Source organism: Pseudomonas sp. LBUM1645, from assembly GCF_059716185.1.
Map to the genome: position 1 here is coordinate 2,629,758 of NZ_CP166811.1, position 15,861 is coordinate 2,645,618.

Annotated in this window: 17 protein-coding genes; 9 read left to right on the forward strand and 8 right to left on the reverse strand. The window is 58.6% G+C overall.

The window, feature by feature from the left end; all coding sequences use genetic code 11:
• Positions 1–222: 222 nt before the first annotated feature.
• The 3 genes from ACA079_RS11725 (at position 223) to ACA079_RS11735 (ending at position 2,179) form a co-directional block, all read left to right on the forward strand.
• On the forward strand, positions 223–486 hold the full coding sequence (locus tag ACA079_RS11725) for a DUF2790 domain-containing protein (protein ID WP_497633972.1): 264 nt from the start codon (positions 223–225) through the stop codon (positions 484–486).
• Positions 487–534: 48 nt separating this feature from the next.
• Positions 535–747 carry a hypothetical protein gene (locus ACA079_RS11730; RefSeq protein ID WP_497703599.1) on the forward strand — a complete coding sequence of 71 codons (213 nt, stop codon included), beginning with the start codon at positions 535–537 and terminating at the stop codon, positions 745–747.
• A gap of 220 nt (positions 748–967) precedes the next feature.
• Positions 968–2,179: a cytochrome c biogenesis protein DipZ gene (locus tag ACA079_RS11735; RefSeq protein ID WP_497703600.1), complete on the forward strand. Its 1,212-nt coding sequence runs from the start codon at positions 968–970 to the stop codon at positions 2,177–2,179.
• Positions 2,180–2,188: 9 nt separating this feature from the next.
• Here the strand turns inward: ACA079_RS11735 and ACA079_RS11740 are convergent, their stop codons facing one another.
• Positions 2,189–3,181, reverse strand: coding sequence for an AraC family transcriptional regulator (locus tag ACA079_RS11740; protein WP_497703601.1), 993 nt, complete (start codon positions 3,179–3,181; stop codon positions 2,189–2,191).
• A gap of 193 nt (positions 3,182–3,374) precedes the next feature.
• Between ACA079_RS11740 and ACA079_RS11745 the strand changes: the two genes are divergently transcribed.
• Both ACA079_RS11745 and ACA079_RS11750 read left to right on the forward strand, forming a co-directional pair.
• Positions 3,375–3,644: a DUF4242 domain-containing protein gene (locus ACA079_RS11745; RefSeq protein ID WP_415756865.1), complete on the forward strand. Its 270-nt coding sequence runs from the start codon at positions 3,375–3,377 to the stop codon at positions 3,642–3,644.
• A gap of 38 nt (positions 3,645–3,682) precedes the next feature.
• Positions 3,683–4,495 carry a class I SAM-dependent methyltransferase gene (locus ACA079_RS11750; protein ID WP_497703602.1) on the forward strand — a complete coding sequence of 271 codons (813 nt, stop codon included), beginning with the start codon at positions 3,683–3,685 and terminating at the stop codon, positions 4,493–4,495.
• Positions 4,496–4,630: 135 nt separating this feature from the next.
• Here ACA079_RS11750 and ACA079_RS11755 read toward each other — a convergent pair whose 3' ends face one another.
• Positions 4,631–5,557 carry a universal stress protein gene (locus ACA079_RS11755; protein WP_415768456.1) on the reverse strand — a complete coding sequence of 309 codons (927 nt, stop codon included), beginning with the start codon at positions 5,555–5,557 and terminating at the stop codon, positions 4,631–4,633.
• Between the two features lie 156 nt (positions 5,558–5,713).
• Between ACA079_RS11755 and ACA079_RS11760 the strand changes: the two genes are divergently transcribed.
• Positions 5,714–6,787, forward strand: a complete 1,074-nt coding sequence (locus tag ACA079_RS11760) for an NAD(P)-dependent alcohol dehydrogenase (RefSeq protein ID WP_497703603.1) — start codon at positions 5,714–5,716, stop codon at positions 6,785–6,787.
• 34 nt (positions 6,788–6,821) lie between these two features.
• Here the strand turns inward: ACA079_RS11760 and ACA079_RS11765 are convergent, their stop codons facing one another.
• Positions 6,822–8,447 carry a methyl-accepting chemotaxis protein gene (locus ACA079_RS11765; RefSeq protein WP_497703604.1) on the reverse strand — a complete coding sequence of 542 codons (1,626 nt, stop codon included), beginning with the start codon at positions 8,445–8,447 and terminating at the stop codon, positions 6,822–6,824.
• A gap of 499 nt (positions 8,448–8,946) precedes the next feature.
• On the opposite strand from ACA079_RS11765, the gene ACA079_RS11770 reads away from it, so the two are divergent.
• Positions 8,947–9,456, forward strand: coding sequence for a hypothetical protein (locus ACA079_RS11770; RefSeq protein ID WP_497703605.1), 510 nt, complete (start codon positions 8,947–8,949; stop codon positions 9,454–9,456).
• A 194-nt stretch (positions 9,457–9,650) separates the two neighbouring features.
• On the opposite strand, the gene ACA079_RS11775 is transcribed toward ACA079_RS11770, so the two are convergent.
• The 5 genes from ACA079_RS11775 to ACA079_RS11795 all read right to left on the reverse strand — a co-directional run bounded on the left by ACA079_RS11775 (position 9,651) and on the right by ACA079_RS11795 (position 13,159).
• A complete protein-coding gene (locus tag ACA079_RS11775) occupies positions 9,651–10,298 on the reverse strand; it encodes a helix-turn-helix domain-containing protein (RefSeq protein ID WP_008156932.1) in 648 nt (215 codons plus the stop codon).
• Positions 10,295–10,456, reverse strand: coding sequence for a hypothetical protein (locus ACA079_RS11780; RefSeq protein WP_008156931.1), 162 nt, complete (start codon positions 10,454–10,456; stop codon positions 10,295–10,297). The genes ACA079_RS11775 and ACA079_RS11780 overlap by 4 nt, the downstream gene beginning before the upstream one ends.
• Before the next feature lie 192 nt (positions 10,457–10,648).
• Positions 10,649–11,089: a hypothetical protein gene (locus tag ACA079_RS11785; RefSeq protein WP_497703606.1), complete on the reverse strand. Its 441-nt coding sequence runs from the start codon at positions 11,087–11,089 to the stop codon at positions 10,649–10,651.
• Between the two features lie 148 nt (positions 11,090–11,237).
• On the reverse strand, positions 11,238–12,137 hold the full coding sequence (locus ACA079_RS11790; protein WP_497703607.1) for a carbohydrate kinase family protein: 900 nt from the start codon (positions 12,135–12,137) through the stop codon (positions 11,238–11,240).
• Positions 12,138–12,208: 71 nt separating this feature from the next.
• On the reverse strand, positions 12,209–13,159 hold the full coding sequence (locus tag ACA079_RS11795; protein ID WP_497703608.1) for an AraC family transcriptional regulator: 951 nt from the start codon (positions 13,157–13,159) through the stop codon (positions 12,209–12,211).
• A 286-nt stretch (positions 13,160–13,445) separates the two neighbouring features.
• Here ACA079_RS11795 and ACA079_RS11800 point away from each other — a divergent pair, with 286 nt between their 5' ends.
• Both ACA079_RS11800 and ACA079_RS11805 read left to right on the forward strand, forming a co-directional pair.
• Positions 13,446–14,753 carry an ABC transporter substrate-binding protein gene (locus ACA079_RS11800; protein ID WP_497704311.1) on the forward strand — a complete coding sequence of 436 codons (1,308 nt, stop codon included), beginning with the start codon at positions 13,446–13,448 and terminating at the stop codon, positions 14,751–14,753.
• Positions 14,754–14,928: 175 nt separating this feature from the next.
• Positions 14,929–15,855 carry a carbohydrate ABC transporter permease gene (locus tag ACA079_RS11805; RefSeq protein ID WP_046055095.1) on the forward strand — a complete coding sequence of 309 codons (927 nt, stop codon included), beginning with the start codon at positions 14,929–14,931 and terminating at the stop codon, positions 15,853–15,855.
• Positions 15,856–15,861: the final 6 nt, after the last annotated feature.

Here is a 15,861-nt window from a genome sequence, read left to right on the forward strand (position 1 = left end):
TATCTGGCATGTCGGCGGATACACGTGGACGCAAAAACACTCATTTTCAGGGCTTTTGTATCGCTCTGTATCCCGAGCCGGTTTTGATACGTACCGATTTACACGCGCCTGTTTCCGACACAGTCGGGATACCTCGCGAGCTTCTAATAGGTTCCATCGAGGCAAATCAAACCGCCTCGGCCCAATCAACGATTGCCCTATTGAAGCCTTGAGGAAACCACCATGAACACCAAAGCCGTCTACGCCGCTTGCCTGTTTGCCGCCCTGAACATCTGCACCTTGTCGGCCCGTGCCGAAGCCGATGTCTCCGCTAAAACCTACACCTACGGCACGCACCTGGACATCAAGAAAGTGGTGTCGCTGAAACAGGACGCCTCGACTTCCTGTGGGGTTGTGGATGCCCAGCTGACTTACCTGGATTCCCATAACAAAACCCAGGTCCTGGACTATCGCAAATTTGCTGATGGCTGCAATTCAGACAACTGAGTGCTGCGCTGACCCATTGCCCATCCCAATTGAAACAGGAAGAACATCATGAACAACGTTACCCGCTTTTTGACCGCCATTGCCTTCTCCGCGGCTGGCGCCGCTGCCCATGCCAACGCTGCTGTTGAACAGAAAAGCTGTGGTAGCGCGACTTGTTTTCAGCTGACGCCGGTGGGGGAGAAGGGTGGGAACGCCTTTTTGGCAGAGAACGGTGGTAGCCGGACTCCGCAGGGGCAGTTGTTGGGTAACCAGACTGCTTGAGGGTGTCAGTGAGAGCCACCCCTCACCCCAGCCCTCTCCCCAGTGGGGAGAGGGGGAAAGGGGGCAGATCTCCATGCTTTTCAAAATCTGAGTTCGACTCGCACTTTCAGGTCGCAGAATTTCTACCAAACCACTCGGTCAGTCCCCTCGCCCCTCTGGGGAGAGGGTTAGGGTGAGGGGTGGATTTCGAATCCTAACCACCATTTTCAAGGTGACAGCCATGTTTCTCATCGCTTTCCTCGGCGGCATATTGACCGTCCTCAGCCCTTGCATCCTCCCGGTCGTGCCGTTCCTGTTCGCCGGTGTTAAACGCACACGTTCCTCGATCCTGCTCACCCTCGGCGGCATGGTCGTGACCTTCGCCCTGATCTCCAGCCTGGCCGTGGTCAGCAGCGAGTGGGTGGTACACGCCAACAACACCGGCCGACACGTGGCTCTCATCGTGATGGCGCTGTTCGCCCTGTCGCTGATTTCCGCCCGTGTCGGTGACTGGCTGGCCCGTCCCTTCGTGGCGCTGGGCAACCGCCTCGATCCGGACACCCGCAAAATGTCCGGCCCGCTGGGTTCGGTCATGATCGGCGTTGCCACTGGTCTGCTCTGGGCACCGTGTGCCGGGCCGATCCTCGGGGTCATCCTCACGGGCGCCATGCTGCAAGGTGCAAACGCTCAAACCAGCCTGTTACTGGTGGCGTACGGCCTGGGCAGCGCATTGTCCCTGGGCACCTTGATCTTCGCCGGTCGCGGCCTGGTCAATCGCTTGAAAGCGTCGATCCCGGTCACCGGTTGGCTGCGTCGTGGTACGGGGGTTGCGGTGCTGGCGGCGGCGGCGGTGATTTCCACCGGTGCCGACAAAACACTGCTGGCCGGCACATCGTCCGAAGGCGTCAGCAGCATCGAGAAAAGTGTGTTGGAAACCGTACCGAAAGTCGTCGATTACGTCGTCAGCAAGGTCAACGCAGACTCGTCCATGGACAACGCCAAAGGCGCTATGCCGTCCATTGCCGGCGCAGTGCAATGGCTTAACTCGCCAGCCCTGACCAACGAGTCCCTGAAAGGCAAAGTCGTGTTGGTGGACTTCTGGACCTACGACTGCATCAACTGCCAACACACCTTGCCGTACGTGAAGGACTGGGCGAAGAAATACGAGAAGGACGGCCTGGTAGTGATCGGCGTACACACCCCTGAATACGGTTTCGAGCGCATCATCGACAACGTCAAGGATCAGGTGAAAAAGCTCGGCATCACCTACCCGGTGGCGATCGACAACAACTACGCGATCTGGCGCAACTTCGATAACCAGTACTGGCCCGCTCACTACCTGATCGATGCCAAGGGTCAGGTGCGTTACACCCATTTTGGTGAAGGCAGTTACGAGACTCAGGAGAAAGTGATTCAGCAGTTGCTGGAAGAGGCTAAAGCACCCGCTGCATAACGCTTCAAATCAATGGCTCACAGGCCCCGCGCCGTGGGCCATTGGTTTTTTCTCCTGATTGCGCCGCCACGCCGCCGGTGGCGCTCCATACTCTCGACGAAACGCCCGACTGAACGCCGTGTCAGTCTGGTAGCCCACCTCTTCGGCAATCCGCATCAGCGAGCTGTTACTGCTGCGTAACAGGTTAGCCGCCAACAACATCCGCCATTGCGTCAGGTACTGCATCGGCGAACTTCCCACCAGTTGCTGAAAGCGCTCCGCCAACACCGACCTTGAAGTGCCGGCAGTGCGCGCCAGTTCATCCAGCGTCCAGGCGTGACACGGTTTTTTGTGCAACGCGTTGAGGGCGGCGCCGACAATCCGGTCGCCCACACCCGCCAGCCATCCGGTACGACCTTCGCCCTGTTCGTGCATGTACAGGCGCAGCACCTCGATGAACAACACCTCGGCCAGTTTCGCCAGCACACCTTCGCCGCCGGGGCGGGGCGAGCGTGCTTCGGCCAGCGCATAACGGACCGACGATTCCAGCCAGATACCGGCATTCGAGCCGCGCACATTGACCCTGACGATGGCCGGCAACCCGGTCAGCAACATGCCGGCCAGACGGGTATCGCAGGCCAGATAGCCACACACCAACCGCGTTACCGCACCGCCACCGCCATAGCTCAGTTGCCGTGGACGGCGCGCCAGCACCACGTCCAGCCGCGCACCGGTGGCGGGTGGGAGCCCAGGTTGTGAGCTCATGCGGTGGGCATCTCCCTGGGGGAAAACCACCACATCGCCGGCCGTCAGCAGGAGCGGGGGATCATCACCCAGTTCGACATAACACTCGCCTTCGGTGATCAAGTGGAAGATCACCACGCGTTCGGCGCCGGGCTCCAGAAACGGCGCCGCCGTGTCGGCGCTCGGCGATTGGTAGCACCAGGGTGCAGTGAACCTGGCATTGATGAAAATCGCGCCGACCAGGCGGACGACGCGCAGCGTCTGGGACAGGGCGTCCATAGTGGTTTTCCCGTGTTGGCGGGCTGCTTTGGGTGTGAGCTTGATTGTGAGCCTGTCGCGCCAGAGCGTGAAATCTCCGGACGATCGGGCAGGGTTGGCCGACGATCGGGCAGGACGCCAGCGTTGCCCGGCGCGATAGTTGACTCACAGGGTCTGCCGACCCTGTCATCAATAACAAGAATGAGAGGTTGCCATGCCTAAGTTCGTTATAGAACGCGAGATTCCGGGTGCTGGAACACTGTCAGAAAGGGATTTGAAAGCCGTCTCGCAAAAGTCGTGCAGGGTCTTGCGCGATCTGCCAGAGGTGCAGTGGCTTCAGAGTTACGTCACCGGTGACAAGCTCTACTGCGTGTACATCGCGCCGAACGCAGAGCTCATCCGGGAACACGCCAGGCTGGGTGGTTTCCCTGCCAACAGCGTTTCCCAGGTCATGAACATTATCGATCCCACAACGGCCGAATAAGCCGGGCCTGCATTCCAACCCGCAACGGAGCGGAATTCATGAGTACACCCATTGATCTTACTGCCCTGAAAAACCGTCAGATGGCCGCTTGGGCCAGCGGCGACTATGCCGTGATCGGCACCAAGTTGCAGATCGTCGGCGAAGAACTCGCCGAAGCCTGCGACGTGCTCTGCGATGAACGCGTGCTCGATGTGGCCGCCGGTAACGGCAATGCGACACTCGCTGCCGCGCGCCGTGGATGCCACGTCACCTCCACCGACTATGTGGCCGCGCTGCTGGAGCGCGGCGAGGACCGGGCCAGGGCAGAACACCTGGAAGTCACCTTCCAGGTGGCCGACGCCGAGGCGCTGCCCTTTGAAGACGCCAGCTTCGATGTCGTGCTGTCGACCTTCGGTGTGATGTTTACGCCGGACCAACCCAAGGCCGCCGCGGAACTGGCGCGGGTCTGTCGTCCCGGAGGGCGGATCGGCCTGGCGAACTGGACGCCCGAAGGGTTTGTCGGCCAGATGTTCAAGACCCTCGGCCGCCACCTGCCGCCACCGCCGGGCGCTCAACCGCCTTCGCAGTGGGGCACCGAAGCCTGGCTGCACTCGCACTTCGACGAGCGCAACTTCCTGGTCCAGGTCACTCGCAAGCACTTCAACTTCCGCTACCGCTCGGCCGCGCACTTCATCGACACGTTCCGCACCTGGTACGGCCCGGTTCACAAAGCATTCGCGGCGCTGCCTCCTGAAGGCGCCCAAGCGCTGGAAAGCGACCTGACTGAACTGATCAACCGTTTGAACCGGGCGGGAGAAAAATCGCTGGTGGTGCCGAGTGAATACCTGGAAGTAGTCATCACCCGGCGCTGAACTGCCAACACAAACCCCCTGTGGGAGCGAGCTTGCTCGCGATGGCGGACTTTCAGTCAACATCAATGTTGAATGTAAGGCCCTCATCGCGAGCAAGCTCGCTCCCACAGGGGATGGTGTTTTGTCGGGGGTTAATCACTCATCCAGCCGCTCGGTGTACACCACCCAGACGCTGCACGGCATTTTGTACAGCAGGTGCTCCACCGTACTGCCGATCAGCCGGCCCATGCCGCGATGGCCGATCCGGCCCATGACAATCACGTCAACGTCATAGGCGTCGGTATAGCGGGTGAGGACCTTGGCCGGGTTGCCCATGATCATGTGCCGCTGTTCCGGCGCGATGCCGTTGCGCTCGGCCAAGTCGTTGAAGGCATCCTCCTGGTAATCGAATACGGTCTTGGCCTTGCCCGACGAGAAGAACGCCGACCCGTTGTCGAAGCCGAATTCGTCGGCGCTGATGGATGAAAGGTCATAGGCGTAGACCACATCGAGCTCGGCATTACAGGCACTCGCCAGTTTCGCCGCCTCGTGAAGGATCCGGTCGTTGAAGGTTTTGTAATGGTCATCACGATGAAAAGGGTCGACCGCCGCGACGATCTTTCGCGGCAAGGCGTGCACGGCGTGGCTGACGAAATGCAGAGGCACCGGGCATTCGCGCAACAAATGCACATCGAGCGGGGTAAACATCAGCCGCGACAGCAGCGATTCGTGCTCCAGCGCCTTGATCAGCACATCCATCGGCTGCTCTTTGAGGTGAATCAGGATTTCCTCCAAGGGGCGTTCGACCCAGGCCACTTCGGTGGTGACGTGGACACCGATTTTGCGCAAGGGACGGGCCTGTTCCTCAAGCCATTGGCGGTGGCGCTCGACGTAGCCCACGCGCACCTGTTCCAGGGCCTTTTCGTTGACCAGACTGGCGGTCGCCAAGCCTTCAAGGTAATCGAAGGCGACGATGTGCAGCGCGGCGTCTTCGGCCTTGGCCAGCGCAGCGGCCCTGTCGAAAGCGGGGCTGTGTTCCATCAGCGGTGATGCAACCAGCATGAAGCGGGATTGACCAGACATGACGAACCTCCCGTGGATTAGCCGCCCGACGTGCGGCTCGTGCGACGTACATCCAGTCTCTAAGTATTGACCATGATCAACCTCCCGTCCGTAAACCGGGCGCAGGCTGAGGTTCGTGCTGAACTCAAGCGCACGTGAACGCTCAGGAGAACCCCGATGGCAACCATGAAAGCCGCGATATTCGTTGAGAAAAACCGCATCGTGCTGGATGACAAACCGATCCCCGAAGTCGGGCCGCTGGATGCGCTGGTCCGCATCACCACCACCACGATTTGCGGCACCGACGTGCACATCCTGCGGGGTGAATACCCGGTCGCCAAAGGGCTGACAATCGGTCACGAACCGGTGGGCATCATCGAGCGGCTGGGCTCGCAGGTCCGTGGTTTTGTCGAAGGACAGCGGGTGATTGCCGGCGCCATTACCCCCAGCGGACAAAGTTACGCCTGCCTGTGTGGTTGCGGCTCACAGGATGGTCCGGACACCCGCCATGGCTTCCGCGCTGCCGGGGGCTGGAAGTTCGGCAACACCATCGATGGCTGCCAGGCTGAGTACGTGCTGGTGCCGGATGCGTTGGCCAACCTGTGCCCGATCCCCGATGGCCTCAGCGACGAACAGGTGCTGATGTGCCCGGACATCATGTCCACCGGCTTTTCCGGGGCAGAGCGAGGCGAGGTCAAGATTGGCGATACCGTGGCGGTCTTCGCCCTCGGGCCGATCGGCTTGTGTGCCGTGGCCGGCGCGCGCCTCAAAGGCGCCAGCACCATTATCGGCATCGATACCGTCGCTGAACGGATGAGCGTCGCCCGGCAGTTGGGAGCGACCCACGTGGTCAATTTCAAGGATGGCGACGTGGTCGCGCAGATTATGGCCCTGACCGACGGCCGAGGTGTCGACGTGTCCATCGAAGCGCTGGGCACCCAGGGTACTTTCGAGTCCGCACTACGGGTGCTGCGACCCGGTGGTCGGTTGTCCAGCCTGGGCGTTTATTCCAGTGATCTGCACATTCCCCTTGAAGCCTTTGCCGCGGGGCTCGGGGATTTCAGCATTGTCAGCACCCTGTGCCCCGGCGGTAAAGAACGCATGCGACGGTTGATGGCGGTGGTGCAAAGCGGTGGCGTCGACCTGTCGCCGCTGGTGACGCATCGCTTCAAACTCGACGACATCGAAGCCGCCTATGAGTTGTTTGCGCATCAGCGGGACGGGGTGATGAAGGTTGCGATTACGCCTTGAGGTTGCCCTCAGCGGCTTTTGATTCCCAGGGCGTTTAAAAACTGAACCGCTGCAGAATAACGCCCAGTCCGTCGGACATTGCCTTGAGTTCCTGGGTAGTTCGCACGATCCCGCTTTGGGCGGCGGCGTTCTCTTCCACGCTTTGCGCCACTCTTTCGACGTTGCAGGCGACTTGCTCACTGGCGGCGCGCTGTTCCTGCAGCGACAACGAAATGAAGCTGACGGCCGCAAGGGATTCGTCCAGTGCACCCTTGATCCTGCTCATGGAATCGCCGGCGCTTTCGACCAGTTTCTGACCATGGGTCACGCGCTCACAGCCCGCGGCCATGCTGTCTTTGGCTTTGACCATGCCGTTTTGGATGGCATTGACCAAGGCAACGATTTCCGTGGTGGATTGCGCTGTGCGGGCGGCCAGGCTGCGCACTTCATCGGCGACCACGGCAAAGCCACGACCTTGCTCGCCCGCGCGTGCCGCTTCGATGGCGGCATTGAGGGCCAGGAGGTTGGTTTGTTCGGCGATGCCTCGAATCACCCCGACAATCAGGCTGATGTCGTTCGACTGAATCGCCAGTTGATCGATGTCCGATGAGCTTTGTGCAACCAGGTCGGCAATCTGCCCCATTTCCTCGATGGACGCTTGCATCACCGCCATGCCTTCGCCGGTGATTTCGCCCGCCTTCTGCGCAGTGCTCTGGGCCTGTCGAGCATTGTCGGCGATGTGAGTGATGCTCACGGAAAGCTCTTCGACCGTGGCCGCCATGGAGGAGGCGGTCTCGCTTTGCAGTGCAGCGCTGCTCAATCCTTGTTCGGAGGACGCAGACAATTGCAGCGTGGCGCCCTCGATCTGCTCGGAGGCCTGGCTGATTTTGCCAATCATGTCGCTCAGACTGTGACGCATGGCCTGGACGGAGTGCAGAACGCCGGTCGACGGCTGTTGCTGATCAAGCTGCGTAGCGGCCAGTTTCCCCTCGGCGATGTTCGAACTGATGGCGGCAAGTTCCGCGGGTTCGGCGCCGAGCTGGCGGCCCAACAGCCTGGAGAAAAAGTACGTGTAGGCGGCGCCGGCGATCAGCGCCAACACCAGAATCAGCAGGCTGGTTCTGAGGTTGGAGGTGTAGGCGATCTGGTTCTGTTCGAACTGGTTCTTGGCTTCCACCAGTTGAACCTCGATCAACTCGGAAAATTTGTCTGACAAGGGGTCAATCAGCGGATACAACTGCTCGGTCGCGAACCGTGCCAGACCCGCGTCGTCGTTCTGGCGCAGCATGCCCAGCAAGTTTTGCAATGGCCCGCGGGTGGCTTCCATCAGCGGGTTGATTTGCGCGATCAGGCGCGTTTCTGCCGGAATCAGTTGCGTCGATTTATAGGCCTGCCACGTTTGGTCGATTTCCCTCTGGGCCTGCTCGATCCGGCTCAGTGACTCAGCTTTGGTGAAGTTGCCATTGCGTGCCTTGTGGGTGGCATCGACGATGTTCACGGCGTACAGGTCGGCGATTTTCTTCAGATCCCGCAGGGGCACGACTCGATCGAGGTAGACGGTCTCCAGGCTGCGTACCGCCGATTGCATGCCAAAGAGTCCAAGTCCGCCGACACACAACAATCCCAGCAACAAAGCGCTGGTGAGCAAAAGCAGATGAGTTCTGATTTTCCAGCTTTCCATAGTCCGGTATTCCTAGATCATTTCATTCAGGAGGGCGATCGAGAGGTCAGAGTCTGTGGCTCCAGTGTGCACTGAAGGCACATTGGCATCATGTTCTGTATAGACGAAAAAAGCCGCTGCGTTACCGGCGTGTATTTACGAATTTGCGACGTTCGATCGTCGCCAGGATCGCAGCGTGCAGCCAGGCTGCGAGTCAGTGACATTGAGCCGCTGAATTTGAAAAAAATCTGATCCTGTTTAGATCGATTATTTCTTTCGGTTATTTATATAGCTGTTGTTCGCATATCCATAACCCACAAAGCCGCGTCATGGTTGTGCATGTATTCGTGATGACAGCGGCTTGTTCGTTGTAGCAGCCATTGTTGCCCTGAAGGCCACACTAGGGCGGTTCCAACATCTATTTTTGCTGTTCGGTCATCATCTTGCCGCCTCTGCGTCAGTCCTTAGAATCGGCTCCATCAGCTTCGTCCAACTATTCGATGATTCAGGGAGCAACACCATGATGAATGCCATGCAGATGCAAATGCCGATGAACACCTCCATGCCAATGATGCCGATGATGGGCATGCCGATGATGATGTCGACCCTGTCGTGCGAAATGATGGACGACGGCATGATGTGCAAGATGATGCCGGCGGCTGGCATGGACATGGCCATGTTCAAGAACAGCGCAGAAATGATGCAGATGATGATGAACTGCGGCATGCCGATGATGATGCATTGCGGCAACATGAGCATGATGTGCATGTCCCAGGCGAGCATGGCCATGCCGATGATGAGCACCATGATGCCAATGCCGATGATGGGCATGCCGATGCCATCGATGAAGTGCGTGATGGAATGCACGCTGATGGCCGACTGCATGATGTGCAAAATCATGCCGATGGCGGGCATGAACATGGACATGATGAAAAACTGCTGCACCCTGATGATGAAAATGATGAACGACTGCAGCATGCCGATGATGATGAGCTGCAATGGCATGCCGCTGATGTGCTGCACCTGCTGATCCCTGACGCATAAAAAAGCCCCCGCGACCATAAGGTCGCGGGGGCTTTTTCATTCCCGAAAACACCACAAATCCCTGTGAAGAAGAGATCCCTGTGGGAGCGAGCTTGCTCGCGATAGCGGTGTGTCAGTCAATGAATATGTTGAATGTTAAGCCGCTATCGCGAGCAAGCTCGCTCCCACAGGGGATGTGGTTCAGTCCAGGCGTTCCGGGTACGTCACCACCAGATAGGCCACCGCCTCACTGTCGGCGGGGTTGCGGTAGCGGTGGGGCTGGTCGGCATAGAACAGGATCGAATCGCCGGTGGAGAGCAGGTAGCGTTCGTCGTTGACACTGATTTCCAGCACGCCCTGCGACACCACCAGGTTTTCCTGTACGCCGGGGCCATGCCCCTCGGAGACGTCTTCGCCTAGCGGGCTCAGGCGCAGTTCGTAAAACTCCGATTGGCGCGCGACGTCGAACGGGAACAGCGCGCGGCTGACAAAGGCGCCGCTGGCACTGACCAGGCGTTTGCTCTGGCTGGCCGACAGCACCGCCACGCCTTCGAAGGCCCGATGCTCAAGAAACGCGGCCACCGACACCTTCAGGCCCTTGGCAATTTTGCACAGCACCTTGATGGAGGGCACGCTGCGCCCGGATTCGATCTGCGCCAGCATGGCCCGGCTGACACCGCACTGGCGGGCGAGGGCGTCGAGGGACAGATGACGCTTGCCGCGCAGACGTTGCAGGTTCTGTGCGACGCGTTCGCAGATCGGGTCTTCTTCCAGTGGTTCCAGGTTATTCAAATCCAGCACGGGTTCGTCGGCGCTCGCCAGAAAGCGCGAGGGTTGCTGCGCGTTCATGCGTGACGCGTCTCGGTGGCTTTAGCGGCTTGCACCCACTGAAAAGCCTGTAAGCCTGCATTGCGTGCATACATTTCCCACATGGCCCGTGCCCGTTGTTGAGCCTGTTTGCGTTTGCGGTAGCTGGCGAAGTCGATGAGGTTGTCAGTCGGATTCATGGGGCACTTCACTGTGGTGATGAATGACGGGATGAAGTGAGAGTACGCGGATATTTTTATAACGATAAATACTTATTTTGTATTTATTAATGCTTTTTAGTTCTTATTAAAGCAGCGCATCAACTCGAGTGAGTGGCGGATGGGTGCCAGTGTTGGTTTATGCCGCAGAGTGGGCTTTGTCACCGTTGAACACTAACTGCACATGACGCTAACGGCCTTCGCGGCGCGTTGCAGTTCTTGTTTAACGTCGACCGGTATCCGCTGTTTCACGAGTCGTTGTTCGAGGAATGTCTGATCGCCTCGGGTATCAACCTGAGCGTCAATAGCCGCATCCTCTGCTTCGATGGTGGCAGCGTGAGCCTCTATGACCGAGTCGACTTCAGCGTCGCTCTTGGCGGCGTCGAGCGCACCAATGAGTGTCGCCACTTCGTCTTCTTCAGCCTTGCCATAGGCCTCTACAGACAGTCCGGCAGCCAACGCCCGCGCCCGGATTTCCACGCCTTTCAGCGTCTGCTTGGCCTGTCCGCACAGCATGTCGTGTTTTTGGCTTTCGACGATTTTCCATTGGAGAAATCCATAGGTCATCGTGCCGATAATCGCTACGGTGATTCCACAGATCAGGATCCGTTTCATGGCTACAGTCGTGAGTCCGGGGGTTGAGAGTTCGGTGGACATCGCTTCGTTCTCTATCAGGAAATGAAAGCGTAGCACCGGAACCGGCCTGGCCCCCGTCCAACGTCAATGCAAATTACAGTAGTAAAGGAGCGGCAGGTCTTCAAGATTATGGCGCATTAAGTAACCCTTTCACATCGGCCAACGTTGGAGCATGGGCCCCGGCATGGCGGCAGGCTAGAGATGCGCAAGCTGATGAAAATCGCAAGCGATCCCCCAAATCGGTCATTCCGAGCAAGTCCGATGCCAACCAGCCGGCCATGCAAGCGTCACCTGCACCTACCGTATCGGCCACGTCTACGGTGATAGCCGGCTGCTCGTACCGCCTGTCGGGGGTATAGAGAACCATGCCGTGTTCACCCCGGGTAAACAGGATTTCAGCCACTGGATTCAGTGCGCGAAGCTCGTCCAATGCCTGGTGTTCGGTGAGCCCTGGATAAAGGTGCCGAAGGTCTTCGTCGGAAAGTTTAATCATGTCGGCCAGGGCGGTCATCGTCGGGAACGTCTGCTCCCGATAACGGCCGTCCATCAAATTACGCCAGTTCGGGTCATAGCTAATCCGTTTACCCGCGCCTTTGGCCTGCTGAGCGAGTTTTACCAATCGGTCGCCAAGCGGCTGGCGAGTCAGGCTGATACAGCTGAAATGGCACACCTGGGCATGGTTCATCCATCCTTCCGGCATCAGGCCAGGATCGAAAAACTGATCGGCGTCACCCGCAAAAAAATATCGTGGAGGGCGGCTCGATGGAACGATGGCCACCAAGGGGTCTCGGTCTACTCGTTGGATAAATCGCCCATCCAGACCTGCCGCCTCTGACTGCCTGGCGATCTCATCGCCCAGGGAGTCCGTGCTGATAGAGCCTGCGAAAGCGCTGCTGACCCCCAAGCGACTTAGCGCTCGTGCAACGTTCCAGGGCGCACCGCCCGGATAGCCTTTCCATTGTCCAGGGATCCCTTGGACAAGGTCGGTCAGGGCTTCGCCAAATACGACTGCGCGAGGCAATACCATCGTCATTTCCTCAATATTTTCTCAAGGGAGTGCTGCTGACTGATCGGAGTCGAGCGCCAGGCATCATTCACTCAGTGGGCGTTACTGAAAGGCAGGGAGGGGTGAGCACCGTTACGATTGAATAATGTCATCGCCATTGCTCGACGATAGTCGCTCGGTGTCTGTTCCATTTCGATGCGAAAGTGTCTGTTGAAGTTAGAAAGGTTTTCATAGCCAACCTCAAAGCAGATGTCTGCCACCGACATCTCTGTTTGCAGCAACAGCCTGCAGGCGCGCTGAACCCTGAGCTTGCGCATGAGATCGATGAAGCCGTGGCCGGTAATCCTTTTGAAGAAGCGCGAAAACCCGGGCTCGCTCATCTCCAGACGCTGAGCGATAACCGACAGGCGAATGTCGCCTGTGAGCTCAGTCAGTAGATAGTCAAACGCCTTGTTGATGCGCTCGGAACTGCGGGCATCCAGGGTGGGCGCGTAGCACGCGCTGGCGAGCAAATGAACGTCAGGCGAGGGCGCTTTCATCAGCGCGTTGATCAGTTGCAGGAACAGAATCAAACGCTCGAGCCCTTGTGCGGGGCCTATATCTTCCAGTAGTCGCGCTGCCTGTGCAGCCGTTGCCCCGGTGAATTCCAGGCCGCGACGTGCTTGTTCGAAAAGGTGTTGAAGCTCACCCAACTCAGGCATCGTTGCGCGCAAGGCCAAAATGGCGGCGCCGTCAAACTGCAGCACCACATCGCGCCCCGCCAGGTATTCACCGGGCGCGAGGTCCCCTATCCAGTCATGGGGAAGGTCGGGGCCGATGAGTGCTACATGACCTGCACCGAACGCACCGATGTAATCGCCCGCGACAAGCTTGCCGCTGCCTTGGCGGATCAGATGGATTTCGAATTCAGGGTGATGGTTCCAGCGAGCCAGGGAGTAGGGGTAGTCGTGTTCGTACCAGCGAAAGCAATGATCGGGCTCGGGAAGAATGACTTCCAGTTCGGCGGGTCGCTGCTCGAACAGGGCTGCTCGGGTATCAGGCATCTCATGCCCCTTTTTGTTCTTCGAATGCGACCAACATACGCCTTCTCGGCCGACCCCTGCTAGCTCACGTATTGCCTGCTGCTGATACTTTTTTGATCTCAGGCCGTCAGTCCATGCCCGGTTAAAAAAGTATCAGATGAGCATCCGCTACGCGTTTGTCCGGGCTTTTTTAAGCTGCTGTAATCCAGTCGTCCACCCTTGCCGGTCAGACATATTTGATCAGCGCTGGTTAACAAACAAAAATAATAGCTCCCGTCGTCCAAGGCGCGGAGCGGAGAGCACTACGATGAAAATCCCGAAAGCGCTTTTCCTTTCCGCAGGCCTATCCTTCGCCCTTGTCAGTCAAGCTGCTGAAACAGTGACCATTGCCACCGTCAACAATGGCGACATGATCCGGATGCAGCGACTCTCCAAAATCTTTGAACAGCAGCATCCTGATGTGAAACTCAATTGGGTGGTGCTGGAAGAAAACGTCCTGCGTCAGCGCCTGACCACTGACATTGCCACACAAGGCGGCCAATTCGATGTGCTGACTATCGGTACCTATGAAACGCCGCTTTGGGGCGCCAAGAGTTGGCTCGAGCCCATCACGGGGTTGCCACCGGAGTACGACCTGGAAGACATCTTCCCGTCGGTACGCCAGGGCCTGTCGGTCAACAACACGCTCTACGCGTTGCCTTTCTATGGCGAAAGCACGATCACTTATTACCGCACCGATCTGTTCAAGGACGCAGGCTTGAGCATGCTGGAGCATCCGACTTGGACGCAGCTCGGTGAGTTTGCATCCAAGCTGCACCAGCCGGATAAAGGTCAGTACGGCATGTGCCTGCGCGGCAAGGCCGGCTGGGGTGAGAACATCGCGCTGATGAGCACCATGGCCAACGCCTTTGGTGCCCGTTGGTTTGATGAAAAGTGGCAGCCGGAACTGTCCAGCCCAGAGTGGACAGCAGCGGCGCACTTCTACGTTGATACGCTCAAGAAGTTTGGGCCGCCAGGCGTGTCGAGCAATGGTTTCAACGAAACCCTCGCCCTGTTCAACAGCGGTAAATGCGCCATCTGGGTGGATGCCAGCGTCGCAGGCTCGTTCACCACCGATAAAGAGCAGAGCAAGGTCGTCGACAGTGTGGGCTTTGCGCCTGCACCGACTGAGGTGACCGACAAAGGTTCGTCATGGCTGTATGCGTGGTCGCTGGCGATACCGGCAACCTCCAAGCACAAAGACACCGCAAAGGCCTTTATCACGTGGGCAACGTCAAAAGAATACATTCAGCTTGTTGCTGAAAAGGACGGCATCACCAACGTGCCGCCGGGTACTCGGCAGTCCACCTACAACGAGGCCTATTTGAAGGCCGCACCTTTCGCGCAAGTGACCTTGCAGATGATGCAGCACGCGGATCCTGCGCACCCATCGATCAAGGCTGTTCCTTACGTTGGCATCCAGTACGTCACCATTCCCGAGTTCCAGGCGATCGGCACGTCTGTAGGGAAACTGTTTTCGGCGGCTCTCACCGGACAGATGTCAGTTGATCAAGCGCTTGCCGCCGCACAGACCTCCACCGAACGTGAAATGAAGCGCGCCGGTTATCCCAAGTAACACGCAGCCAATGTGGGAACTGCCTGTGTGGCGAGGGAGCTTGCTCCCGCTGGGTCGCGAAGCGGCCCCAAAAGCTTTGCGACTGCTGCGCAGTCGAGCGGGAGCAAGCTCCCTCGCCACACAAGCTCGCTCCCACATTGGATCTTCATAGGTCACCATGAATCGGTTTAACGCCATGAATATTTCAACTGCCAAAGCTCACATGGACATTCCCCAACCGGTGCGTAAAAGCCGGTTGGCCAACCCCGGCTGGTTCCTGGTCAGCCCCTCGGTGGCGTTGTTGCTGCTGTGGATGATCGTGCCGCTGGGCATGACCGTTTACTTCTCGCTGATCCGCTACAACCTGCTTTACCCCGGCGAGAACGAGTTCGTCGGGCTGGAGAACTTCAGCTACTTCCTCAGCGACTCGGGGTTCTTGCCCGGCGCCACCAACACCTTGTTGCTGGTCGGCAGCGTGCTGCTGATCAGCGTGGTGTTCGGCGTGTTGATCAGTGCGCTGCTGGAGGCCAGTGAGTTTCTCGGTCGCGGCATCGTGCGGGTGATGCTGATCTCGCCGTTTTTCATCATGCCCACCGTCGGTGCGCTGATCTGGAAGAACCTGATTTTCCATCCGGTGTCGGGGATTCTCGCCTACGTCTGGAAACTGTTCGGCGCGCAGCCGGTGGACTGGCTGGCGCACTACCCGCTGCTGTCGATCATCATCATCGTGTCCTGGCAATGGCTGCCGTTCGCGATCCTGATCCTGATGACCGCCATGCAGTCCCTCGACCAGGAGCAGAAAGAAGCCGCGCGCCTCGACGGTGCCGGGCCGATCGCGATTTTCTGGCACCTGACCTTGCCGCACCTGGCACGGCCGATTGCCGTAGTGGTGATGATCGAAACCATCTTCCTGCTCTCGGTGTTCGCCGAAATTTTCACCACCACCAACGGCGGCCCCGGCTACGCCTCGACCAACCTCGCCTACCTGATCTACAACCAGGCGCTGGTGCAGTTCGACGTCGGCATGGCGTCCGCCGGTGGCTTGATCGCGGTGGTGATCGCCAACATTGCGGCCATCGTGCTGGTGCGGATGATCGGCAAAAACCTGACAGACAAAGCCTGAGGCCTG

Coding starts and splice junctions, on each gene's coding strand:
- ACA079_RS11755 (WP_415768456.1), bottom strand. CDS start 5,557: ATGTCTGGTCAATCCCGCTTCATGCTGGTTGCATCACCGCTGATGGAA.
- ACA079_RS11770 (WP_497703605.1), top strand. CDS start 8,947: ATGATGAATGCCATGCAGATGCAAATGCCGATGAACACCTCCATGCCA.
- ACA079_RS11745 (WP_415756865.1), top strand. CDS start 3,375: ATGCCTAAGTTCGTTATAGAACGCGAGATTCCGGGTGCTGGAACACTG.
- ACA079_RS11800 (WP_497704311.1), top strand. CDS start 13,446: ATGAAAATCCCGAAAGCGCTTTTCCTTTCCGCAGGCCTATCCTTCGCC.
- ACA079_RS11725 (WP_497633972.1), top strand. CDS start 223: ATGAACACCAAAGCCGTCTACGCCGCTTGCCTGTTTGCCGCCCTGAAC.
- ACA079_RS11760 (WP_497703603.1), top strand. CDS start 5,714: ATGGCAACCATGAAAGCCGCGATATTCGTTGAGAAAAACCGCATCGTG.
- ACA079_RS11735 (WP_497703600.1), top strand. CDS start 968: ATGTTTCTCATCGCTTTCCTCGGCGGCATATTGACCGTCCTCAGCCCT.
- ACA079_RS11765 (WP_497703604.1), bottom strand. CDS start 8,447: ATGGAAAGCTGGAAAATCAGAACTCATCTGCTTTTGCTCACCAGCGCT.
- ACA079_RS11790 (WP_497703607.1), bottom strand. CDS start 12,137: ATGGTATTGCCTCGCGCAGTCGTATTTGGCGAAGCCCTGACCGACCTT.
- ACA079_RS11780 (WP_008156931.1), bottom strand. CDS start 10,456: ATGAATCCGACTGACAACCTCATCGACTTCGCCAGCTACCGCAAACGC.
- ACA079_RS11750 (WP_497703602.1), top strand. CDS start 3,683: ATGAGTACACCCATTGATCTTACTGCCCTGAAAAACCGTCAGATGGCC.
- ACA079_RS11785 (WP_497703606.1), bottom strand. CDS start 11,089: ATGAAACGGATCCTGATCTGTGGAATCACCGTAGCGATTATCGGCACG.
- ACA079_RS11795 (WP_497703608.1), bottom strand. CDS start 13,159: ATGCCTGATACCCGAGCAGCCCTGTTCGAGCAGCGACCCGCCGAACTG.
- ACA079_RS11805 (WP_046055095.1), top strand. CDS start 14,929: ATGAATATTTCAACTGCCAAAGCTCACATGGACATTCCCCAACCGGTG.
- ACA079_RS11740 (WP_497703601.1), bottom strand. CDS start 3,181: ATGGACGCCCTGTCCCAGACGCTGCGCGTCGTCCGCCTGGTCGGCGCG.
- ACA079_RS11730 (WP_497703599.1), top strand. CDS start 535: ATGAACAACGTTACCCGCTTTTTGACCGCCATTGCCTTCTCCGCGGCT.
- ACA079_RS11775 (WP_008156932.1), bottom strand. CDS start 10,298: ATGAACGCGCAGCAACCCTCGCGCTTTCTGGCGAGCGCCGACGAACCC.